The organism is Clostridium sp. ZBS2 (assembly GCF_023845855.1).
In the GTDB taxonomy this organism is placed as follows: Bacteria; Bacillota; Clostridia; order Clostridiales; family Clostridiaceae; genus Clostridium; species Clostridium aquiflavi.
This window is the reverse complement of record NZ_JAMQIF010000017.1, coordinates 1-24,647: the sequence shown is the minus strand read 5'-3', so window position 1 is coordinate 24,647 and position 24,647 is coordinate 1. Positions and strand designations below refer to the sequence as shown.

Here is a 24,647-nt window from a genome sequence, read left to right as displayed (position 1 = left end):
TACAATGCCACTTTACCTATAGAATATATACACATATATTAAAATAATAATCTAAATCTTAGGAATTTACTTTGAGAACACTAACAATGAATATAGTCCTATTTTAGCTTGCTCCAAATGTAAAATTTAGACAAGCGGTATTTTATTGAAACATTGTACTGTGTGAAAGTTTAGAGTTGATGTGATGGGCTTAAAAAAACTCTAAACTTTTTAATTATCCACTTTCAACTTATAAAAAAATTGGGGGAATTTTTATGATTAAGGTATTAATAAACGATGGTTTGCAACCTAAAGCTATAGAAGGTTTAAAAAGTTTGGGTATTGAAGTTATAAATGAACATTTTGATCAAGATATTTTAGGTGAAAAATTAAAAGACTTTGATGTATTGGTTATAAGATCAGCTACTAAAGTTACAGCTGATGTTATTGATAAAGAAATCGGCGGTAATTTAAAGTTAATTATTAGAGCAGGGGTAGGGATAGACAATATAGATATACCTTATGCTGTTAAAAATAATTTAAGTGTTACAAATACTCCATCAGCAAGCTCAGATTCAGTTGCAGAACTAGCTTTAGCTCATATGTTTGCAGTTTCAAGATTTGTTGGAATAGCTAATGTAACTATGAGAAATGGTGAATGGAATAAGAAGAAATATCAAGGATTTGAATTAGCAGGAAAGACACTTGGAATTATAGGAATGGGTAGGATAGGACAATCTTTAGCTAAAAAGGCAACAGCATTAGGCATGAACGTTATATACAATACAATAGAAGGAAAGCATGAAGAGTTAAGCTATCAATTTTTATCATTTGAAGAAGTTTTAAAAGAATCTGATTTTATATCATTACATGTTCCGTATGATAAAGAAAGTGGATCATTAATAGGAAAAGATGAATTAAATTTGATGAAAAAAAATGCATATTTAATTAATTGCGCTAGAGGAAAAGTTGTTGATGAAGCTGCATTATTAGAAGCACTTAATAATGAAGTTATTGCAGGTGCAGGAATTGATGTATTTGAAGAAGAACCAACAAAAAATGAAGCTTTAATTAATCATCCTAAAGTTAGTGTAACTCCTCATATTGGAGCAGCGACTAAAGAAGCTCAAACTAGAATTGGTGATGAGGTAGTTTCAATTATAAAAGACTTTTTTAAATTGTAGGATTTAATTAGAAAAAGTTATGATTTACAATATATATTGATATATGCATAAGTAAAGCTGGATAGAGTAATTGAACTTAGTAATACTAAAATGAGTATAATTTAATTACAAGACCACTTTATTTATTGCATAGATCAAGACATGTTTAAAATAGAGACTAAAAAATGAATAAAGTAGTTTATTAATTGAGTGAAATTGTTTACAATAGAAGTAAAAGAGGCCGTGTTTTAACAGAGTGTTGATATATTTAAAACAGAGCCTAAAATAAAAATACTTTAAATAATTAGGAGGAAGTTTAAATGGCTGTAGTTAGACCTTTTAAAAGTATCAGACCAATTAGAGAATTAGCATCAAAAATAGCAGCTCTGCCATATGATGTTATGAATAGTGAAGAGGCAAGAGATATGGTAAAGGGAAATCCATATTCGTTCCTTCATATTGATAGAGCAGAAATAGATTTAGATCCTTCAATAGATGTACATGATAAAAAGGTTTATGAAAAAGCCAGAGACAATTTAAATAAAATGATTGATGATGGTGAGTATATACAAGATATTAATCCTTGTCTGTACATATATAGACAAATAATGGATGGAAGATCTCAAACAGGAATAGTATTTTGCGCATCTATTGATGATTATCTTAATGGTGTTATAAAAAAACATGAATTTACTAGACAAGATAAAGAAGATGATAGAATAAAGCATGTTGATTGCTGTGATGCAAATACAGGTCCTATATTTTTAACTTATAAAGAAGATCAAATTGCATCAGAAATTATTGAAGCATGGATTGAAAATGAAAGTAAAAGAAAACCGCTATATAATTTTGTGTCAGAAGACGGAATTACTCATGTTGTTTGGGCAATTGATAATGAAATCATAATAGATGAAATAGTAGACTTGTTTAAAGAAATAGATTATTTATATATAGCAGATGGACATCATAGATCAGCTTCGGCAGTTCAAGTTGGATTAAAGAGAAGACAAGAAAATCCTGATTACACTGGAGAAGAAGAATTTAATTATTTCTTAGCAGTAGCATTTCCAGATAATGATTTAATGGTAATGGATTATAATAGAGTAGTTAAAGATTTAAATGGATTAACTAAAAATGAGTTACTAGATAAATTAGGAGATAAATTTGATATATCAGATGCTCCAACTAATGAGCCATTTAAACCTTATAAAAAGCACATGTTTGGCATGTACTTAGAAAATAAGTGGTATGTATTAGAAGCAAGAGAAGGAACTTTTAATGAAAAAGATCCAATCTTAAGTCTTGATGTATCAATACTACAGAATAATTTATTAACTCCAATATTAGGTATTGAAGATGTAAGGACATCACCTAGAATAGATTTTATTGGAGGAATAAGAGGTTTAAAAGAATTAGAACGCAGAGCAAATACTGATATGAGAATAGCTTTTTCAATGTATCCAACAGAAGTTAGAGATATAATGAAAGTAGCAGATATTGGAGAAGTAATGCCTCCAAAATCTACTTGGTTTGAACCTAAATTAAGAAGCGGATTATTTGTTCATAAATTAAAATAAATGTCTCTGCAAAATAAAGATTAGCTAAATAAAACAGACTGACTAAGAAGAGAAAAAGGGACAGAAAATACCAGAGGAAATCAAAGGTAATTAATAAAAAGGGCTATTATAGATAAAATAATGGGTTAGAAGGAATAAGGTAAGATATTGATTTTCAACGCTTGCAAGAGTATTGAAGAGAAATATTGAAAAGCCTTATTCCTTTTTATTTTCCTCATTTTTATCAACTTATTCTAGCAGCCATTTAAGTGCAGTTGCTCATTAGAAAATTATATCGGCTGTAAATTATTGTATAAGATAATTTTAACTAAACTATTGAAACTAATTATGAATAATTAAAATATATAATTAGGAACAATATAAATATATATAAATATTTTATATATGGCATTATCATGATTTTTATATTATATAAATTGGGAGGAATATAGTAATGCAACTAGAGGTTGGGTCTGTGAATATAACTTCACAAATAATTTTAATAGTCATTTTAACGTTAGTTAATGCATTTTTTGCGTCAGCAGAAATGGCTATAGTGTCATTAAATAAAAATAAAATAAAACTTCTTGCAGAAGATGGAGATAAGAAAGCAATAATTTTATTAAAACTTATGGATGAGCCCACTAAATTTTTATCTACTATACAAGTGGGCATAACTCTTGCAGGATTTTTCAGTAGTGCTTCTGCTGCTACTGGAGTATCACAAGATTTAGCACGTTATTTAAGTAAATTTAATATACCTTATAGCAATAAAATAGCATTAATAATAGTAACTGTTATTATATCTTATATAACATTAGTATTTGGAGAATTATTTCCAAAGAGAATAGCACTTAAAAAATCTGAAGCTATCGCAATGTTTTCTGTAAGACCTATATTATATGTATCTAAAATAACAGCCCCATTTATAAAACTTCTTTCTGCATCAACTAATATATTAGTTAGATTATCAGGTCTAGATAAAGATGGATTAGATGAAAAAGTGTCTAAGGAAGAAATAAGGTCATTAGTAGAAGTAGGTCAAGAACATGGAGTAATAAATGAAACAGAAAAAGATATGATAAACAGTATATTTGAGTTCGATGATAAATTGGCAGATGAAGTAATGACACCAAGAACAGACGTATACTTAATTAATATAAATAAACCATTAGAAGAATATTTAGATGAATTAATAGAAGAAAAATATTCTAGAGTGCCTGTATATGAAGAGGATATAGATAATATTATAGGTATATTATATATGAAAGATTTTATGCTTGAAGCACGTAAATATGGCTTTGAAAATGTAGATATAAGAAAAATACTACATTCACCATATTTTGTACCTGAAACTAAAAATATTGATGATCTGTTTAATGAACTTAAAAGCTCTAAAAAGCATATGGCAATACTAATAGATGAGTATGGAGGATTTTCAGGTATAGTTACAATAGAAGATTTAATAGAAGAAGTTATGGGAAATATAGATGATGAATATGATGAAGAGGAATGTTATATACAAAAGATAGATGGTAACACATTTATAGTTAATGGATTAATGCCTATAAATGATTTAAATGATTATCTTAACATACAGTTAGTTTCAGAAGATTGCGATACTATAAGTGGATTTTTAATCAATTTTATAGGAAGAATACCTGAGGATATAGAAGAAAAAGTTATTGAATATGAAAATGTAATATTTAAAATAGAATCAGTAAAAGAAAAAAGAATAGAAAAAATAAAAATATGTATACAGAGAGATAAGTGAACATAATAATAAACCTCTCTCTAGAAAAAATAGAAAATATAATTTTATCAGAAAAAGACAAGTTATCCTCACACTTTAAAGATTTAAATTTTAAAAGATATCCACAAATTTATAAGAATAAGTCTTATTATTGTTGACAATAAATTTAAAATTGTGAATAAGTTATTTCTCTTAATAAATTATCAAAAATATTATCAAGATTATAATGTGATTATTAGTAAATTTTAAATGAAATGATAAAATTGTAAAAATATTATTATAAAAATAATGTTTTTACAATTTTTGGAAAGATAATAATTCAATTATGTAAATATATTTTCAATTATTGAAATGTAAATATGTATAATATATACTATTAATTATAAATAATTACAATTAATGGGAGGGGAAGTAATGTTAAAGAAAAATAAAAAACTACTTGCATTATTAATTTCTATATCAGTTTTAACTACTTCTATTATTTTGCCAGTTGAAAAATCTTTTGCTCTTGATGAGATAATTGATTCAATTTCAAAAGCTAATTCAGAAACTAAAGTTGATGAAAACGTAGTCAAGGAAGAAAAGAATGAAGAAAAAGTTTTAGAAGATAAAGCTGAAGCAGATAAAGAGGAAACTTTAGGGGAAAATACTGATAAAGACAAAGGAGAAACTTCAGAGGGGGAAGTAGATAAGGATAAATCAGAAGAGAATTTAGAGAGTAATTCAAAAGATGAACTTAATTCCGTAGAAAATGTAACCGATAACATCGATCCGAAAAAAGAGGGAACACAGAGTGAAGAAAAAGTAAATGAAGATAATGAAAAAGATAAAAATAAAGAAAATACTGAGAGTGATAGTGAAGTAAAAGATATAATAAGCATTGAAGATGCTTTAAAAATAGAAAAGAATCAAGAAGCAACTGTAGAAGGTGTAGTTTCTTTCAATGATTCAAGTAAAACATTATATATAGAAGATGATACAGGCGCTATATCAATATCTAATTTTGGAACTCAATTTAAGTTTGATAAAGTAAAAAAAGGAAACAAGGTTAAAGTAACAGGTAAAAAAGGTAAGTTTCATAAATTAGCACAACTTCAAGTAAAAGAAATTAAAGTTACTGAAGAAAATTCTGATTTAAAACCAGAAACTGTAACAATCTCAGAACTAAAATCAGGCAAATATGATTCAAAATATGTAAGTATAGAAAATGCAATTGTTGATGAAGGCAAGGATAGTAAAGGTAAAAAAATTTTTTTATTAAAACAAAATGATGAAACTATAGATATTTTTAGTAATCCATCTGGTATAAAGGTTGGTGATAGAGTAAATGTTGAAGGTACTATGGGGAGATTTGATGATGCTATTCAAATTTATGGAAAATCATGTACTTTTATTAAAACAGATGTAGGTATAACTCATAAGAATATTGAAATCGCTGATATAAATGAAGATTTAAATGTAGAAGCAGATTTAACTGGAATTGAAATTAGTAATGTAGATTTTTATTATAAAGTTACTGGAGCTGAAAAGTTTGAAAAATTAGAAATGGTAAAAGGCGAAAATAATAAATATAGTATTACTTTACCAAAAGAAAAATTAGATTTAAAAGGTATGGAATATTATATATATGCTAAAGACAAGAATGACGAAACTAAGACAGATATTTATTCTATGAAAGTTACAAATGGTACTGCACCTGAAATATATGATATGCTCCCAGGAGAAAATTCTAGAGTAAGTATGGAAGCGTTTTCTGAAATAAAAGCTTCAATTAAGTCTGATAAAGGAATAGATATAAATTCTGTTAAAGTTTATTTAGATGATAAAGATGTTACGGCAAATAGCACAATAAAAAATGATTCAATACAATGTGTACCTAATGAAAAACCTACATTTGGATCACATAAGGTAAAAGTAGAAGTTAAGGATATTGTTAATAATGTTACTACTAAAGAATGGACATTTAGAGTATTTGACTCTGATGCTAAATTAAAACATTTATTTGGACAACTTCATGCACATACTAATATTTCAGATGGAAGCGGTTCACTAGATGAAGCTTATAAATGGGTAAAGGAAAATGGAGCTGATTATTATGCAGTAACAGACCATTCAAACTGGTTTGATAATGATAAAGATGCAAATTTAGCAGATGGATCAGTTAGCCAAAAGTGGACACAAGCTCATAAAATAGCTGATGAATATAATAAACCTGGAGATTTTACAGCTATTTATGGATATGAAATGACATGGTCAGGTTCTACTGGCGGATGGGGTCATATAAATACATTCAATACACCAGGATTTGAGACAAGAAATAATAAAGCCATGGATTTACAAAATTACTACAAGACTATTCAAACTCAGCCTCAATCAATATCTCAATTAAACCACCCAGGCAAGACTTTTGGTGATTTTGCTGACTTTGGATTTTATAGTGAAGGTGCTGACAAATATGTAAACTTAATTGAAGTAGGTAATGGTGAAGGTTCAATAAGAGGATCAGGATATTTCCCAAGTTACGAGTATTATACAAGAGCTTTAGATAAAGGATGGCATGTTGCTCCAACTAACAGCCAAGATAACCATAAAGGAAATTGGTTTACATCTAATAATGCTAGAACAATAGTACTTGCAGATGATAATTCAAGAGAATCTATATATGATGCTCTTAGAGAAAAGAGAGTATATGCTTCAGAAGATACTGATATGACAATAGATTATACAGTAAATGATGAAGTGATGGGAAGTTCTTTAGGAGATGAGGATACGCTTAAGTTTAAGATAAATGCAAATGATCCTACTGATAAGATAAAGAAAGTTTCAATAATTGCTAATGGTGGAGTTGAAGTTGAATCTAAAACTTTCAATTCTAATGATGCTAACTGGGAATTAACTTTAGATCCAGAATATAGTTACTATTATGTTAAGGTCGTGCAAGAAGACAAGGATATATCAGTAACTTCTCCTGTTTGGGTTGGAGATGCTTTAAATGTTGGGTTATCAAATGCATCTGTTGATACTGATATGACATTACCAGGTGAAAATGTAGAACTTAATGTTGGATTCTTCAATAATGGTGAAAATGAAGTTAAGGATGTTAAGTTTGAATTCTTTAAGGATAAGATAAATTCTGATAATAAAATAGGTGAAAAAGTAGTTGAAAAGGTAGGAAGTACTCAAACAGAGAATGTTAAGTTTAATTGGAAAGCAGATAAAGAAGGAGAATATACTTTATACGCAAAAGCAACTGTTAAATTAGATAAGGGAGAAAAAACATTTACTACTAGTGCTAAAGTAAAGATTGTAAATCCAGAGAATGTTAAAAAGATATTAGTTGATGGAGCTCACTATAATCAATATGTAACAGGTGATTATGCTGGAAAATATACTGCATTTAAGAGTTTATTAACAGAAAAAGATGGGTTAACAGTAATAAATAAAGAGAAGATAACTGATGAAACTTTAAAAGATGTTAAGATATTAGTTCTTACAAATCCACAAAGCACTGATAATGGAGATTTAAAAGCAAGTAAATTTCAGGATAGTGAAATACAAGCCATAAAGAGATATGTAGAAAATGGAGGAAATGTAATAGTATCAACTAGAGCAGACTATAAAGATGGAAAAGGTGAATATAGCAATGGAAGTCAAATGAATTCTGTTTTAGAAGCTATAGGAACTAAGTTAAGAGTAAATGATGATGAAGTAATTGATAATACTACTGGCGGAAAAGAAAAATATAGATTATATTTAAAAAATTATGATTCACCAAATTACAATTTACTTAATGGAGTTAAGAATGGTGAAGATGAATATAGTTTTTATAATGGTGCATCAGTAATTTTAGCAGATGGAGCAAATGATGAGGGCGTTGATTTCTTAGTTAAAGGATTTGAGACTACTGAAACAAAGGATGCTGATGGTGATAAAGATAATGTAGAAGTTCCTAAAGGAAGCGTAAATACAATGGGGGTTGAACAGTTAAGTAATGGTGCAAAAATAGTAGTTTCAGGAAATACTTTCTTCTCTGATTTTGAGATTGATGGTACTAATGGAGAAAAATATTCTAATATAAAAATTACAGATAATATTGTAAATTGGATGATGCCGTCTAAGGAAACTAAAACAATTAAGTTAGGTGACATCAGAAAAGATAGTAATAATGATGGAACACCAAATTTATATGGTAAAAAGGTTACTGTTGAAGGATATGTTACTTCACAATCTGAAGCTGTAGAACCTATGAATTCATTCTTTGAAGTTGTATATATTTCAGATGAAACTGGTGGAGCATGTATATTTGGAGTATCTAGTACTAAGCTAAAAGTTGGTCAAAAAGTTAGAATTACAGGTGTAGTTGATGCTTATCAAGGTGAACTTGAAATTTCATTAGCAGATAGAAATGCTGGACCTGTATCAGGAAATATTGAATCTAAAAATGTTAAATTAATAGATGAAAATATAGTTGATGTAGAACCTATAGATCTTTCAACAGGTGATAGTATGTTACCTATTAATGGTGGAAAACTTGTTAAAGTACAAGGAAAAGTTATAAGAACGGACAAGCAAAACCTATATATTGATGATGGATCAGGTATATCAAGAGTATATGTTGAAGGATATATTTGGGACGGAATAAATAAAGAAGAATCTTTAGGTAAATGGGATAAGAACATTGAAGTTGGTGATAAAGTTTCAGCAATTGGGTTAGCATCATGGGATCCTGAAGGTGGTAGATTAAGAGTAAGAAATACTGGTGAAATTAAATTTCAAGAAAATGTTGTGAGCAAACATTGGGAAAACAAAAACTTAACAAGAAATAGAGTTAATTAATTTTTAAACTTAAGAAGTAAAAGATAATTAATATTAGAAGAAGTAAATCATTATTATAGAAGGCATTTAGTTTTGAGCTATGTTTATATAAAGAAAGTTTTGTGAAAAATAAATTATATATTTAGTTAAAGAGATAGTTATATTAAACACTCATTAACAATGTCCTTCTGTATAGTGAAATAAGGGGAGCGTTTTTCTGTGGAGATAAAAAAATATAAAATAGATATTATATTCATAATAGTAACTTTGGTTTTAGGCTTAGCTATTATATATTCATCAAAATTTATATTTACTGGTGGATTTATAGACGATAAGGCAAACCGAGGTGTTGAATATTATAAAGCACAAGTAATTCAAGTTAACAAGGAAAATCTTAAAGAGGACAAGTATATCGATGATATAGAATTAGGTTATCAGGAAGTTAAATTAAAAATTCTAGATGGACCATATAAAGATAGTGAATATAATGTACTTAATAATATAAGTAGGCTTTATAACACTAAGGTAAAGACTGGTAGCAAAGTTATAGCTGCGTTGTATATTAAAGATGGAAATATAAATGATATTATGATTTCAAGCTTTACAAGAAGTCATGTATTAATAACTATGGGAATGTTATTTTTAGTTTCAATATTATTAATAGGTGGATTTAAGGGAATTAAGGCAATTGTATCGTTAATATTTACAATAGTTTGCGTTATATATTTGATGTTACCATTAATGCTTAAAGGGGTAAGTCCTATATTATCATCACTTATAGTTGCAGTTGTAAGTATAACTATAACTCTTATATTGATATCAGGGATAAATAGAAAGAGTACAGCAGCGATACTTGGAACTTTATCGGGGGTTATTATTGCAGGTATATTTGCTTATGTATTTGGACTATGGGCTAATCTTTCAGGAGTAAATTTGACTGATGCAGAAAGCATTATGTATATATCTGAAACTACAGGTCTTAAAATAAGAGGAATAATGTTTGCAGGAATATTAATATCTGCTTTAGGCGCTGTAATGGACGTAGCTATGTCAATATCTTCATCTATATTTGAAATTCATTCTATAAACAAAGATATGTCAATAAGTAATCTATTTAAAAGTGGGATGAATATAGGGAGAGATATAATAGGTACAATGGCTAATACTTTAATTTTAGCTTTTGCAGGAGGCTCTTTAAATCTACTTATTTTAATATATTCTTCTAATATGACTTTTAATAGATTAATGAATCTAGATGTAATAGGTACAGAAGTAATTCAAGGACTTGCAGGAAGTATTGGAATAATATTAACGGTTCCAATAACAGCAATAGTTACTTCATATTTATGTAGATACAAAAAACAAATATGATTTTTAATTTGTTAATGAATTGAATTCAAATAAGGTTTAAGTAAGTTTTTTTATTAAATAAATTATTAATCAGTTTTAAACTTAATGGTAGGTTAAGGACGTTATTTTTATTAAATCTAAAAGTTCAGTGGATTTAAAAATAATATGAGTTGAAATTATGGAAGGGGTAAAATTTTATGAAAAGTGCTAGATTAAAAAAGATTACAGCAGCGGTAATGGCACTATCAATTGTGACTTCTGTATCTCCAGTTGGAGCATCAGCAGCATGGAAGCAAGATAGTAATGGATGGTGGAATGATAAGGTAAGCTCTTATTCTGTTAGCTGGGAAAATATAAATAACACATGGTATTACTTTGGACAAGATGGTTATATGAAAACAGGATGGGTAAATAATAATGGAGCATGGTATTATACAGATGCTTCAGGTGCAATGAAGACAGGCTGGGTTAATGATGGTGGAAATTGGTACTATACTTCTCAAAGTGGAGCAATGCAAATTGGTTGGATCAATGATAATGGAACATGGTATTATGCTGATAGTTCAGGCATAATGAAGACAGGTTGGGTAAGTGATAATGGAAAATGGTATTATACCTCATCAACTGGAGCAATGCAAACTGGTGTAGTTAAGGTTGATAATAAGGTTTATTCATTAAGTGAAACTGGAGCTATGCAAAAAGGTAATGTTGTTATTGAAGGAAAAACATATACCTTCTCTGAGAGTGGAGAATGTATAAGTGGTGAAGTTCCTAAGATAGCTAAAGAATTTGCTCAAGGAAATATAGATGTAACGACAAACCAAAATGCAAATAACACTACTAACAATAATTCTGGAACTGAACAAAAAAATGATATGGAAAAAGTTAATGATAATACAGAAAAAAAATCAGGCGGCTCTAAAAAGCATCATAGTAGTTCAAATTCAAATTATTCAGATGTATCTAAGTTAAATATAGATAAACAAGACGTATCTTTTAATTATGAAATTAAAAGTAATGTTGAATATGATGCGAAATGTGAAATGTATAATTCAAATAATAAGATTGTAGATACTATAAAATGGGATAAGCCGGATAAAATAAATGGTTCAAAAGCTACTATTTTTATAACAGATATATTAGGGGAAATGAATCAAAATGATTATATAGTATCAAAAATTACGCCTAAAAAGGATGATGGTACAAGCTTTAGATCAGAAAAAATGCAAGTTGTAAGTAAAGCTAAATTAAATAATGAAATAACTAATGTAAGTACTAAAAAAGAGGATAGTAAATTCAATTGTACAGTTCAAGGTAAGGGAAACTTTGAAGAAGGAACTTATGTATTATATGGATTTGAATCTGATAATAGTGCATATGTAAAAACTGTTTACTGTGATGGTAATACTAATACATTGGAATTTAAAAATGTAGGATATAACTGGATTAAAAGTGGAGCAGCTAAGATGAAGCTTGCAAGAATTTATGATACTCAAAAAATAAGTGATAACTTGGGAAACTGTAAGGTTCAAGTTTCTGATTATTTTACTATGAAGTAAGTTTACTCTCAACTAAAAAAGGTCCCAGCTGGTGACTGTCACCAGCTGGGACCTTTTGTTCTTATAGTTTTTCTAACATATTTTTAAGTATATTAGTTGAGTTTTTAACTGCAATTGGAGTGAATTTTTCGTAATCCATATGAGCTCCGTTATTTGCATTATCTGAAATTGATCTAATAACTACGAATGGAATTGAATTCAAGTAACAAACTTGAGCTATGCTAGCACCTTCCATTTCGCAAGAAATAGCGCCAAATTCTTTTTCAAGCCATTGAATTTTTTCTAAGTTAGCAACGAATTGATCTCCAGAAACTATCCTTCCTGTAAAGCTGTTTAGTTCAGATATTTCTTCACAAGATTTTTTTGCAGCAGAAACCATGTCTTTGTCACATTTAAAATCAAATGTATCAAGTCTTGGAATTTGCCCAATCTTATCTCCAAATGCTGAAGTATCCATATCGTGTTGTACTAAATTTTCAGCTACAACTATGTCACCTGGGTAAATATCTTTTCCAATACCACCAGCAACACCAACATTAATAACTTTATCAACATTGTATTCAGATATTAATATTTGAGTACATACAGCTGAATTTACTTTACCTATTCCGCAAACAACAGCAACAACATTTTTACCTTTTATAGTTCCTTTGTGAAAAATCATGTTTGCTTTTTCTTTCTTTTCTTCAAGATTTAAATCTTTTAATAATATTTCTAATTCTTCTGCCATAGCAGCTATTATTCCAATTGTCATAAAAATCCTCCTAAAAATAAATTACATTCTGTTAAGTTATAATTTATATTATAAACATTAAAAGAAAAACTTAATAGTAATTTTAATATTAATTAATGTTAAAATTATATCCAAGTTAGTTGAGTAGAATACTCTTATTTTATGATATAATATGAGCGAAAGATTTCATAGTATAATTTATCTTTTTATATAAGAAACTAAATTTATATAATGTAGAAATTTTATAATATGATTTATTTAATAGGGTATGTTTTAAACAATATAAATTAAAGTTATAAGGAGAGAAGAAAATGTTAGCACAACATTCTTTATCAAGAACAGAATTGTTAATAGGAAAAGATGGTTTAGATAAATTAAAAAATAGTAAGGTAATGGTCTTTGGAATCGGTGGCGTAGGAAGTTACACTGTTGAATCACTTGCAAGAGCCGGAGTTGGAGAGTTAATATTAGTTGATGATGACACTATTTGTTTAACAAACTTAAATAGACAAATACATGCTACATATAATACTATAAGTAAGTCTAAAGTTGAAGTTATGAAAGAAAGGATTCTTTCTATAAATAAGAGTTGTAATGTTATAACTCATCAAATGTTTGTCACTCAAGACAATATATCTGAGATAATTCCAGAAAATATTGATTATATAGTAGATGCAATAGATACAGTTTCAGCCAAACTTGGATTAGCAGAGTATTGTTATAAAAATGATATAAAAATAATGAGTTCTATGGGTACAGGAAATAAATTGGATCCTACTCAATTTAAAGTTACAGATGTTTTTAAAACAAGCGTTTGTCCATTAGCAAAAGTAATGAGACATGAATTAAGAAAAAGAGGAGTACAAAAGTTAAAGGTAGTATATTCGGAAGAAATTCCTTTAAAACCTAAAGTAGAAGATGTTGTTACTTGTAAAACAGGATGTGTTTGTACAGGGGGAACTAAAAAATGTGCCATTAGGAGACAAATACCTGGAAGTATATCTTTTGTGCCACCAGTTGCAGGAATGATAATTGCAGGAGAAGTTATAAAAGATATTTTAGGAATTAAGTAATTAAGTAAAAAATTTATTTTATCCACAATAAAAGTAGGATTAAATGTTTTATAAATTAAATAACTGAAATAAGTGTATAATATCTAATGATTCTACTTATGTTTAGTGAATAGTATACAAATATACACTAGTTTTTATTTTTAAATAATATAAAACGTCTATAAATGTAAAAATAAGAATAATGTATATTTTATTTTTCTGTTTTTTAAGTATGCTTTAAGAAAAGACTTGAAAGAATATATGATTAGAAAACTAATTTTGTGCTTCTATCATATAGGCCAGTATATGACAAAAATGTGTAATAAATAACGAGCTTAATTTTAACTGGAATTTACATACTACACAATATGTTGAGTATTTAAACAAAAGTTATCAACAACATATTGTGGATAGTGTTGATAACTTTATAAAAAACATAAAAATATCATGCGATAATAAAATATTGTATGATATTTTATTTTATGGTAAAATGCTTTTTAACTCTTAAAAATCAAAAGAAAAAAGGTGATTAAATGAAAAAGAAAATAGTATCACAAACGATATTATTTATATTTATAATGGTATTTGTAATAACTTTTAAAACTATATTCGGAGATGACAATATATTAATAGGAGTTACTACCATAACGGGCATGCTATTATTCTTGACAAAAGATTTAACATTAAATCCTGTAAAAAATACAGTAGGACTAATGGTTTTCAATGTTTTAATGGGGATAATTACGTATTTAGCATCAAGCAATATGTTCTTAGCCATACCGCTTAATTTTATAAGTCTATTTATAATAGCATATAGACTGTGCTATAACTTAAATTCTCCTAGCTATATTCCATTTACACTTCAGTATTTATTTATGCTTTCTTTTCCAGTTACAGCTGATAAATTACCATTAAGATTATTATCATTAGCGTTTGGAGCTGTGTCTATTATGGCAATTCAATTAATAGCAAACAGAAACAGAGTTTATAAAAAAGGTAATAAGCTTTTAGCAAAAAGTTGTACTAGTATGTTACAAAAGATTAGAGCTATTAGAAATAATGAGTCATTTGAAGAAATAGATAATGAAATAAAATCTTCTATAAATGAATTCAGAAAAATTATTTATGATAAAAGAGCAGAGCATTTTTATATAACAGAAGAAAGTAGAATAAAACTAAATATTTCCCTATCATTAGATAAATTAAATGTTCTCTTAGATGATATTGAAAGAGTTAAAAGAGGCGATGATATTGAACAAATCAATGAAATAAAAGAAATAGAAGACGATATAATAATATCAATTGATAATGTGAAAATATGTTTTGAGGATGAAAATAACTTAGAAAATTTAGATGCATTATTTAATGAACTATTAGAAAAATATAATGTAAAAAATTCTAATAACATTATTATAGCAAGAATGCTTAATTCGTTACATTTATTAAAAACTAGTTTATATGAACTAAAAGGTTTAGATAAGAAAAAATATAATCTTATTAATAAAGGTGATGAAATACCAAATCAATTTAAAGCAATGTATATTTTTAAAAAACATTTTGCACTAGATTCTCTAAGATTTTCTTATGCATTTAGATTAGGACTTGGTGTTGCTATTGGTGGATTTATAATGGATTATTTTAATTTATCAGAGGGAAGATGGATTATATTCACTATACATTCATTGGTTCAACCACATTATGAAGTATCTAAAGAAAAATTTAAGTATAGAATATTATCAACATTTGTAGGTACAGCTATAATTGCAACTTTATTTTACATTTTTAAAGATTTAACTATGAGAACTATGATTATTATGATGGCTGGATATATAAGTGGATATATAAAGGAATATAAATATAATATGATATGCGTTACAATATCAGCAATAGGTTCTGCAGCACTTATGGGTGGAACAGCTGTTTTAAGTATCAATAGAATTGTGTATGTTATAATAGGATCTATTATTGGACTATTATTAAGTAGATTTGTATTACAATATAAAGCTATGGATGCTAAAAAAGATCTTATAGAAATGAATGAAGGCGTAACGATAGAATTATTAAGAAGTATGGAAGAATTAATAGATGGAATGAAGCCAAACTATGATTTAATAAGAAATAATATTCTTATATCAACAATGATTGAAGAAAAGTTAAAATCTAATAATTTTGATGAAGATAATGAAGAATTAATAAATTATATAAATTCTAATAGATTATTAGTTACTAATATATATGATTTATACACTTGGTTAGACAATAATAATCATTATAAAATACGTGAAGATATAAGAACTATAATTAAAAATAAGAAAATTAATATTAAAGATAAAATATCATCTTTAGCAGATAAATTAGATAAAATTAAAGAGTTAAATATAAAGGTGGCTCTTGTTGATTATATTGAAATTTTAAATGGCGTAAATAATTTAGATGATATTAGCGTTATATAATGTAGAGATTATTTAATATTTGTTAAAAATACCACTTAATTTTATTAATTGAGTGGTATTTTTTTATTTGTTTTAAATAGAGATATGTAAAAATAGAATTTTATTGAAAAAAATCATATATATGCTATAATTAGAATGAGCGAGTTACATAATATATAATTTACCATAAAAGTTATTTATGCTCTTAGAAAAATTTTTAAAATAAGTATAAAGTGGATAATAAATCTTACGATAATATAAATATAAGATAATTCAGGATGAATTTAAATGTCTCAGGAAGAGGCTTGTCTTATAAAATAACAAGAAGTTATTTTACTTTAAATTTAAAAATTGTTCTCATTGCAAGATGCAATGAGAGTACTCAGGAGGAGCGTATAACCCTATTATAGTTAGCAGGAAGCTAATGAAATTAGGGTATGCTCCCATTTTTTTATTTATACGACAAGCGTTAGGGGGACTGTATTGAATGTTAGTTTTAGGTCGTAAACCAGGTGAATATATAGTAATAGATGACAAAATAAAGGTTGCAGTAATAAGAAGTGAAGAAGGCAATTTAAGACTTGCAATTGATGCACCAAGAGAAATTAAAATCGTAAGAGGCGAAGTATACGAAAGTATGAATAAATAATATTTTCATATTTTATGTAAAATTTAATAATAGTACAAGCTCAGGAAGAGTGATTTTCATTAAATATTAGCAGGAAGCTAAGTTTTAATGAAGATCGCTCTTTTTTTATTTCGATTTTGTCCCACAACGCAGTAGGAGAACTTTTAAAAGCAACTGACTATATAAGTATAGCTGAATCAAAGTCAATCATAGCTGATTGTAATAAATTAAATACTATGCTTGTATCAATAGTCAAAACGACAAAAGAGAATTTGAGAGCTATAGGAAAATGAGAGTTAAGGAAGTTTTTTAAAAGAAAAACTGATAATTAATAAACTCTCAACTCTCCACTCTCAATTCTCAACTCAAAACTGTTAGTTATCCCGTAAGGGTTTCTATAAATATAAAAAAATAAATTATGGTGGAAAAGGATGTCCACTTCAAAATTCAAGGAGGTATTTTATTATGATAATCAATCACAATATGAACGCAATGAACGCACACAGAAACTTAGGAATGAACACTGTTAACAGTGGAAAATCAATGGAAAAATTAAGCTCAGGTTTAAGAATAAATAGAGCTGGAGATGACGCAGCAGGTCTTGCAATCTCTGAAAAAATGAGAGGTCAAATCAGAGGATTAGACCAAGCTACAAGAAACTCACAAGATGGTATTTCAATGATCCAAACTGCAGAAGGTGCTTTAAATGAAACTCACTCAATTCTTCAAAGAATGAGAGAATTATCAGTTCAAGCATCAAATGATACTAACAATGATGCAGATAGAGGACAAATACAAAAAGAAATCAACCAATTAACTTCAGAAATTGACAGAATCGGAAATACTACAGAATTCAATACTAAGAAGTTATTAAATGGAGAAACTGATGTAAAGGCTACTTTAGGAGATGATCTTAAAGATGTAATTAAGGTTACTGGATCTTCAGATAAAACTAAGGTTGATACAGAATTTGCAATAACAAAAACAGTAGTAGGAACAGGAGAAGAATCAACAACAGCTATAGCTACTAATGCAGATATTGGTGCTAAGGATGTAACTTTAACAATTGGTGATAAAAAACTTGTGTTAGCAGCAAAGACTAAGACAGCAGATATACTTGGTAAGGTTAATGACTTCTTAAAGAAAGAAGGAATAGATGCAACTGCAACAGCGTCAGCAGGTGATAAATTAGTTATAACAGCAAATCAAGCTGGATCAGATGTAAAGTTAGGAAAAATAACAGATGATGTTGTTGCAACAGGAACAGGTGCAGCTGCTACAGTAAACGCTGGAACAGATGCAAAAATCACAGTTGGTGGAAAAGATATTACAGGTAAGGGTAATTCTATAGAAATTAAAGATGAAATTGCAGGTGCTGAAGGATTAAAAATCGATGTCTTAAAAGCAGCAGGTACTGTTACTAAAGGAAATGTTAAAATTGATTCAGTAGGAGCAAACTTACAAATAGGTGCTAACGAAGGTCAAAATATAGCATTATCAATAGGAGATATGAGAGCTAAATCTTTAGGTGTTGATGGTATAGATGTAAGTAACGCTAAATCAGCAGACAAATCAGTTACAACAATACAAAAAGCTATAGACCAAGTATCAACTGAAAGATCAAAACTTGGTGCATACCAAAACAGATTAGAACATACAATCAATAACTTAGGAACTTCAAGTGAAAACTTACAAGCTGCAGAATCAAGAGTTAGAGACGTTGATATGGCTAAAGAAATGATGAACTTCTCAAAGAATAACATTCTTAGCCAAGCTTCACAAGCAATGCTTGCTCAAGCTAAGTCACAACCAGAAGCAGTTCTTCAATTATTAAGATAATTAGGAATTATGTGAGTTAACATTTATTCAATAAAGTTAAATCAATTTTTAACACATTAAAAAGTCAGGGCGAAAGCTCTGGCTTTTTTGAGTTGAAAGTTAAAAATTGAGAGTTGATAGTGGTGAAGAAAAATCTTTTATGGAATTTTATATGGATTTATAGAATATGTAGCACAATTAATATAGCTTTAAAAGAAGATTCTAAAGAATGTGATTTTGAAGTTCAATAACATAAAAGGTTTTAAATTAAGTTTAAAAACCAAAAAGAACGCCCCATCTAATCGCAAAAGATATAATTTTTTATTCACCCCTGGGGTGTAAAATTTTACAGGTACAAGTTTAGAATTGATAGTTGTTTTAAGGATATGAAATTTAGGGTATATACTCATTAAATAAATTAACTAATTTCACCAACACCTATGGTATACGCAGGTTAAAAATATTATAATATATATAAGGTAGCACTTTCATTAATAAATGTAAGTGCTATTTCAATTAAATGCAGTGGGAGAATTTTGATGGAATCTAATTTGAAGGTTAAAATAGAAGTAAGTAAGTTATCAAAGAAAGAATATATAATAAAAGATAAAAGCGATATAATTATTGGTAGATTTTATATAATAGAGTTTGCTGATTCAAGCAAAAAATGTGATATTAAACTTAATTTTTATAAAGCTTGTAAATGTGAATTATTAAAAGAGACATTAAAACTGATTCTTAGGGCTGTATTTAAGGATTTAAATATATTTAAAATTAATATTAAAACTGTAGAGGGAATAGAGATTAGTTCCTTTTTAGATTTAGGGTTTACTTTAGAGGGGATATTTAGTGAAAATCAATATCATGAGGGTGAATTTTTAGATGAATTATCATTTGGAATAACTCGTACAGAGTATAATCATAAAATAAAATCTTTATTTATAGAATTAAAAGGCAAAAATATAGTATTAAGAAATTTAACACCTGGAAATGCAAATGACTTATTGGAATATTACATAAGAAACAAGGAGTATCTAGCTCCATTTGAACCTAATAGAGATAATAATTTTTATACATTGGATGGGCAAAGAGATATATTAAATGAAAGTTATAGACAATTTTTAAATGGAAGTTCTATTGAAGTAGGTATATTTAAAAATGATAATTTCATTGGAAAAATAAAAGTATCTAGTTTAGTTTTTGGAAGTTTTAAAAATGGTATCTTAGGATATTCTATAGATAAGCTAGAGCAAGGACATGGATATATGAAAGAAGCTGTTAATCTTTTTATAGATTATCTTTTTACTGAAGAAGATCTGCATAGAGTAGAAGCGTCAGCACTATTAGAAAATGAAAAATCAAAAGGTGTATTAAAAGGCTGTAGATTTAATGAATTAGGTATAAATAAGAAATATTTATTTATTAATGGTCAGTGGAAAGATCATGTTACTTATTATATTACCAAAGAGGAATTTTATAGAAAACAATCTAAATAAAATATATATTTTTAGAAAGTATGTACGCTTTTTATTGAAACTTTCAATTTTTTTAACTAATAAAGCGTGATACAGTTACTTTGTTAAAAAAATACGAATTATGATTAAATTTAATGATATAATTAATTATGAGTTATTATAAATAATAAATTTTGTATATAGAAAGGATAGTAAAATGACAATAATACTTAATAAAAGCGAAGTAGTGTCAAAGGTTTTTAATAATAATATAGTTTTAGTTGATTCATCTGATAAAGAAAAAATACTTTTTGCTAAAGGTATAGGATTTGGTAAAAAGCCGGGTCATGTCATACCTGAAAATACAGAAATAGAAAAAATATTTACCATAGAAAACAAGGAAAATATAAAAAGCCTTCAAGGTATGATAGAAAAAATTGATGATGAATTCTTTGCAGTTTGTGAAGAAGCTATATATGAAATATCTAAACAATTGAATGAAGAATTAAATGAACATATACACATTGGTCTAATAGATCATTTATTTTTTGCAGTTAAAAGAATGAAAAATGATGAACAAATAGAGAATCCTTTTTTAGTTGAGACAGAAACTTTATATTCAGAAGAATTCAGATTAGCTAAAATAGTGGCAGAAAGAGTTGGGAGCTATTCAAATGTAATGATACCTGATGGAGAAGTTGCATTTATAGCGCTTCATATACATTCTTCATTAAATAATGGTAAACTTTCTAATACAATAAAAAATACTTATTTAAGTAGCACTATAGCTGAATATGTTGAAGATAGATTAGGAATAAAAATAAACAAAAAATCTTTAGATTATGCAAGATTTTGTACGCATATTAAATTTGCACTTCAAAGAATAATGGATAATACATGTGTTCATAATGATTTATCTAGAATTATAAAGAAGACATATAAGAAATCATATTCAATATCAGAAGGAATTGCTAAGATTATTGAAGATGAACTTAAAGTGAAGGTTACAAAGGATGAAGTTGCATTTTTAACTATTCATGTTGAAAGATTCAAAGTATCTAAAAATAATTAAACCTTTACAAATGGGAAATAATATGATATTATGTTTATATAATTAAGGTGTAACTGGTAAAGCAGGCAAGACTTAATATAAGTAAAGAAAAATTTATTACAATACTGTTTTTGATTGAATAAATTTTTCTGGGCTTATATTTAAGTCTTTTTTATTTGCATAATTTTTAGCTGGTCAGCTAAAAATAGCAATATATACTTACATAACATTTAATTTTATTTTATTTAATTAGTTTAGGAGGAATTATTATGCTTCAATATTTACAAAGAATAGGTAAAGCTATAATGCTACCAATCGCAGCTTTACCAATCGCAGGTATATTATTAGGAGTTGGTGGAGCTTTACTTGGAATTGCAGGATTAAATAACCCACCAGCAGTTTATGAGCCACTTATAGCATTTGTTAGTATTCCAGCAGTTACTGCTATATTAACAGTAATGAAAAATATAGGTGATATTATTTTTGGAAACTTGCCAATACTATTTGCAGTTGGTGTTGCAGTAGGTCTTGCTAAAAAAGACAAAGGTACAGCAGCATTAGCATCAGTATTTGGATTTATAGTAATGAATCAAGTTATTTCAACATTACTTGCTTTAGGAGTTACTCAATTAGGAGTCCTTACTCCAGATAGCATTGGTAAATACGCAACATATGTTACAACTAACTTAGGTATATTTACATTAAACATGTCAGTGTTTGGTGGTATTATCACAGGTATTATTACAGCAATATTACATAATAGATTCCATGAAATCCAATTACCACAAATATTAGGATTTTTCTCAGGATCAAGATTTGTTCCAATAATAACAGCAGTTACTATGGCAGTTGTAGGAGCTATATTAGCATTCTTATGGCCAATAGTTCAAGATGGTATTGGAGTTATAGCTAATGCAGTTAGAAATGCAGGATTTATAGGAACATTCTTCTATGGAGTTATTGAAAGAGCATTAATTCCATTTGGATTACATCATGTATTCTATACTCCATTCTGGTTTGGATCATTTGTTGATGGTCAAATATTAGTTAATGGAACTTGGCAAACAGTAGCAGGTGCTAACACAGCATACTTTGCTCAATTATCAAGCATGACTGATTTAGTAGGTGCATCAGCTGACACTATGTCAACAATAGTTGGTGGAACTACAAGATTCATGGCAGGTAAATTCCCATTCATGATGTTTGGATTACCAGCAGCGGCTTTTGCTATGTATAGAGCAGCAGCTCCAAGCAAGAGAAAAACGGTTGGATCATTATTATTAGCAGCAGCTATTACTTCATTATTAACAGGTATTACTGAACCATTAGAATTTACATTCATATTCGTTGCTCCAGTATTATACGGAGTACACTGTATATTAGCAGGTTTATCATTCATGTTAATGGATATATTCAATGTATTTATAGGAATGACATTCTCAGGTGGATTAATTGACTTTAGTTTATTTGGATTACTTCCAGCAGGAGCAGGAGTTCCAACTAAATGGTTTATGGTTCTATTAATAGGAGCAATTTATGCAGTAGTTTACTATTTCTTATTCTTATTCATGATCAAGAAGTTTAACTTAAAAACTCCTGGTAGAGATGAAAATGAAGAAGAAACTAAATTATACACTAAAGCTGATTTCCAAGGCAAAAATGGAAGTGCTAAGAGTGAAATAGTTGAAAAAGCACCAGCTGTATTAGCAGCATTAGGTGGAGAAGAAAACATTGTAAGTGTTGATGCTTGTATAACAAGACTTAGAGTTGAAGTTAAAGATAAAGCTAAAGTTGATAAAGCTGAATTAAAAACTTTAGGTGCAGCAGGTGTTATGGAAGTGGGTAATGGAATCCAAGCTATATTTGGAGCTAAAGCTGACGGATATAAAAACGCTATTAATGATATATTAGGTATTAGTTAGTAATTAGTTTATACAATTAGTTTATAAAAATTTTGCCCTAGTAGATAAATATTAAGTTATCTACTAGGGCATTTAAATTTTGTGAATCTTTTAAAAAAATTATAGAGTATATTCTATTATTGAAGTTTCACCAGCTACAGTATCTACATTTTCAGTAGCTTTTATTGATTTTAATGTATCAACATTAGTTATTAAAACAGGAGTTGTTAATGGAAGTCCTTTTGATTTGATAAATTCTCTATCAAATTTTATTATAGGAGTTCCAGCTTTAACTTTAGTTCCTTGTTCTACTAATTGTTCAAATCCTTCTCCATTTAAAGATACAGTTTCGATACCAATATGAACTAAAAGTTCTATACCATTTGCTAATGTCATTGCAAATGCATGCTTAGTATTAAATACTAAAGTTAATTCACCATCTGCAGGAGCAACAGCTACATTGTCAGAAGGTTCTATTGCTAAACCGTCTCCAGCCATTTTTTGAGCAAAAACTGGATCTGGAACTTCTGATAAAGGAATTGATTTACCTGTAATAGGTGCTACTAATTTTAAATTGCTATCTTCTTTTTTATTCTTTTTAAATAATCCAAACATAAATTATATCCTGACTAACCAGGATAATTCACATCCTTTCTCTACATTATGTACTTGTATATTGTATTTTTACCTACATATTAAAAAATATAAGCATATTACTATTAATGTTTAATAAAAAAAGGCATAAGATTTCTCTATTTAAGAAAACTTATGCCTGATTTAACAGTAACACGTCTAGATAATTATATAATCTTATATTAAGGATGTCAATAAACTTTAATTACGTTTACAATTATAATTTTAGTGTCTATTTATATAGTATATAATGTTAAAATATAGGTTGATAATAAATAATATAGATGAAACTATATGAAGTAAAGGATAATAATGTAATAGAATGGGGAATACTAAACCACGTGTATCAATAGTAGAAAAATAAAAAAAATAGCAGAATAATGAATAATTAGGGACTTAAACCCTGAAAATACGAGAAATAAGTCTAAATAGCTAAAAAATATATGGTAAGATAAAACACGTCCTTGAGACAAGTTAACAAATTTAAAAAAATGATTTAATTTCTCTTTAAGCAGAGCTTGAGAGTAAAAATAAAGAAAGTTTTTTAAAAGAAAAATGTTGACAGAAAAGTAACAAAATGTTATACTGATGAAGTCGCTTAAGGGTGACACAATAAAACAAAAGTAGACAAGAATGTCAACGATGAAACTTTGGTCTTTGAAAATTGAACAGAAATCAAGAAACATTAAAATAAACCAGCAATTCTTTATTTGAGTAAGTCAAGATTAACCTTTTTCTTGAGAGTTTCATCCTGGCTCAGGACGAACGCT

The 24,647-nt window shown here is 27.9% G+C and carries 15 protein-coding genes; 13 read left to right on the top strand and 2 right to left on the bottom strand.

The genetic code is table 11. The annotated features are described in order from the left end of the window. Positions 1 to 254: 254 nt before the first annotated feature. From NG918_RS10770 to NG918_RS10745, 6 genes are all read left to right on the top strand, one after another. Positions 255 to 1,163: a D-2-hydroxyacid dehydrogenase gene (locus NG918_RS10770; RefSeq protein ID WP_252226164.1), complete on the top strand. Its 909-nt coding sequence runs from the start codon at positions 255 to 257 to the stop codon at positions 1,161 to 1,163. 299 nt (positions 1,164 to 1,462) lie between these two features. Next, on the top strand, positions 1,463 to 2,719 hold the full coding sequence (locus NG918_RS10765) for a DUF1015 domain-containing protein (protein ID WP_252226162.1): 1,257 nt from the start codon (positions 1,463 to 1,465) through the stop codon (positions 2,717 to 2,719). A gap of 433 nt (positions 2,720 to 3,152) precedes the next feature. Further along, positions 3,153 to 4,472, top strand: coding sequence for a hemolysin family protein (locus NG918_RS10760; protein ID WP_252226160.1), 1,320 nt, complete (start codon positions 3,153 to 3,155; stop codon positions 4,470 to 4,472). A gap of 393 nt (positions 4,473 to 4,865) precedes the next feature. Continuing rightward, a complete protein-coding gene (locus NG918_RS10755) occupies positions 4,866 to 9,287 on the top strand; it encodes a CehA/McbA family metallohydrolase (RefSeq protein ID WP_252226158.1) in 4,422 nt (1,473 codons plus the stop codon). A gap of 198 nt (positions 9,288 to 9,485) precedes the next feature. Next, positions 9,486 to 10,637, top strand: coding sequence for a YibE/F family protein (locus NG918_RS10750; RefSeq protein WP_252216071.1), 1,152 nt, complete (start codon positions 9,486 to 9,488; stop codon positions 10,635 to 10,637). 176 nt (positions 10,638 to 10,813) lie between these two features. Continuing rightward, the gene (locus NG918_RS10745; RefSeq protein WP_252226156.1) at positions 10,814 to 12,175 is read left to right on the top strand and encodes a cell wall-binding repeat-containing protein; all 1,362 of its coding nucleotides are present in this window, start codon (positions 10,814 to 10,816) and stop codon (positions 12,173 to 12,175) included. Between the two features lie 61 nt (positions 12,176 to 12,236). On the opposite strand, the gene NG918_RS10740 is transcribed toward NG918_RS10745, so the two are convergent. After that, on the bottom strand, positions 12,237 to 12,929 hold the full coding sequence (locus NG918_RS10740) for a 5'-methylthioadenosine/adenosylhomocysteine nucleosidase (RefSeq protein WP_252216067.1): 693 nt from the start codon (positions 12,927 to 12,929) through the stop codon (positions 12,237 to 12,239). A 290-nt stretch (positions 12,930 to 13,219) separates the two neighbouring features. On the opposite strand from NG918_RS10740, the gene NG918_RS10735 reads away from it, so the two are divergent. From NG918_RS10735 to NG918_RS10705, 7 genes are all read left to right on the top strand, one after another. Further along, positions 13,220 to 13,981: a tRNA threonylcarbamoyladenosine dehydratase gene (locus NG918_RS10735; RefSeq protein WP_252216063.1), complete on the top strand. Its 762-nt coding sequence runs from the start codon at positions 13,220 to 13,222 to the stop codon at positions 13,979 to 13,981. Between the two features lie 512 nt (positions 13,982 to 14,493). Beyond that, a complete protein-coding gene (locus NG918_RS10730; RefSeq protein WP_252226153.1) occupies positions 14,494 to 16,413 on the top strand; it encodes an FUSC family protein in 1,920 nt (639 codons plus the stop codon). A 466-nt stretch (positions 16,414 to 16,879) separates the two neighbouring features. Then, positions 16,880 to 17,041 (top strand): carbon storage regulator, encoded by a 162-nt coding sequence (locus NG918_RS10725; protein ID WP_252226151.1) that lies wholly within the window; start codon positions 16,880 to 16,882, stop codon positions 17,039 to 17,041. A 444-nt stretch (positions 17,042 to 17,485) separates the two neighbouring features. Continuing rightward, complete coding sequence (locus NG918_RS10720; RefSeq protein WP_252226149.1) at positions 17,486 to 18,859, top strand: flagellin N-terminal helical domain-containing protein; 1,374 nt, start codon at positions 17,486 to 17,488, stop codon at positions 18,857 to 18,859. Between the two features lie 518 nt (positions 18,860 to 19,377). Further along, complete coding sequence (locus NG918_RS10715) at positions 19,378 to 20,334, top strand: GNAT family N-acetyltransferase (protein ID WP_252216051.1); 957 nt, start codon at positions 19,378 to 19,380, stop codon at positions 20,332 to 20,334. Positions 20,335 to 20,509: 175 nt separating this feature from the next. Next, the gene (gene glcT, locus NG918_RS10710) at positions 20,510 to 21,364 is read left to right on the top strand and encodes a glucose PTS transporter transcription antiterminator GlcT (RefSeq protein WP_252216041.1); all 855 of its coding nucleotides are present in this window, start codon (positions 20,510 to 20,512) and stop codon (positions 21,362 to 21,364) included. A gap of 248 nt (positions 21,365 to 21,612) precedes the next feature. After that, positions 21,613 to 23,265 (top strand): PTS transporter subunit EIIC, encoded by a 1,653-nt coding sequence (locus NG918_RS10705; protein WP_252226146.1) that lies wholly within the window; start codon positions 21,613 to 21,615, stop codon positions 23,263 to 23,265. 99 nt (positions 23,266 to 23,364) lie between these two features. Here the strand turns inward: NG918_RS10705 and NG918_RS10700 are convergent, their stop codons facing one another. Then, a complete protein-coding gene (locus NG918_RS10700; RefSeq protein ID WP_252216035.1) occupies positions 23,365 to 23,859 on the bottom strand; it encodes a PTS sugar transporter subunit IIA in 495 nt (164 codons plus the stop codon). Positions 23,860 to 24,647: the final 788 nt, after the last annotated feature.

What these genes read in the sequence shown, in the direction of transcription:
- NG918_RS10770 (WP_252226164.1), top strand. Translation starts at nt 255, where the DNA reads ATGATTAAGGTATTAATAAACGATGGTTTGCAACCTAAAGCTATAGAA.
- NG918_RS10765 (WP_252226162.1), top strand. Translation starts at nt 1,463, where the DNA reads ATGGCTGTAGTTAGACCTTTTAAAAGTATCAGACCAATTAGAGAATTA.
- NG918_RS10760 (WP_252226160.1), top strand. Translation starts at nt 3,153, where the DNA reads ATGCAACTAGAGGTTGGGTCTGTGAATATAACTTCACAAATAATTTTA.
- NG918_RS10755 (WP_252226158.1), top strand. Translation starts at nt 4,866, where the DNA reads ATGTTAAAGAAAAATAAAAAACTACTTGCATTATTAATTTCTATATCA.
- NG918_RS10745 (WP_252226156.1), top strand. Translation starts at nt 10,814, where the DNA reads ATGAAAAGTGCTAGATTAAAAAAGATTACAGCAGCGGTAATGGCACTA.
- NG918_RS10740 (WP_252216067.1), bottom strand. Translation starts at nt 12,929, where the DNA reads ATGACAATTGGAATAATAGCTGCTATGGCAGAAGAATTAGAAATATTA.
- NG918_RS10735 (WP_252216063.1), top strand. Translation starts at nt 13,220, where the DNA reads ATGTTAGCACAACATTCTTTATCAAGAACAGAATTGTTAATAGGAAAA.
- NG918_RS10730 (WP_252226153.1), top strand. Translation starts at nt 14,494, where the DNA reads ATGAAAAAGAAAATAGTATCACAAACGATATTATTTATATTTATAATG.
- NG918_RS10725 (WP_252226151.1), top strand. Translation starts at nt 16,880, where the DNA reads ATGTTAGTTTTAGGTCGTAAACCAGGTGAATATATAGTAATAGATGAC.
- NG918_RS10720 (WP_252226149.1), top strand. Translation starts at nt 17,486, where the DNA reads ATGATAATCAATCACAATATGAACGCAATGAACGCACACAGAAACTTA.
- NG918_RS10715 (WP_252216051.1), top strand. Translation starts at nt 19,378, where the DNA reads ATGGAATCTAATTTGAAGGTTAAAATAGAAGTAAGTAAGTTATCAAAG.
- glcT (WP_252216041.1), top strand. Translation starts at nt 20,510, where the DNA reads ATGACAATAATACTTAATAAAAGCGAAGTAGTGTCAAAGGTTTTTAAT.
- NG918_RS10705 (WP_252226146.1), top strand. Translation starts at nt 21,613, where the DNA reads ATGCTTCAATATTTACAAAGAATAGGTAAAGCTATAATGCTACCAATC.
- NG918_RS10700 (WP_252216035.1), bottom strand. Translation starts at nt 23,859, where the DNA reads ATGTTTGGATTATTTAAAAAGAATAAAAAAGAAGATAGCAATTTAAAA.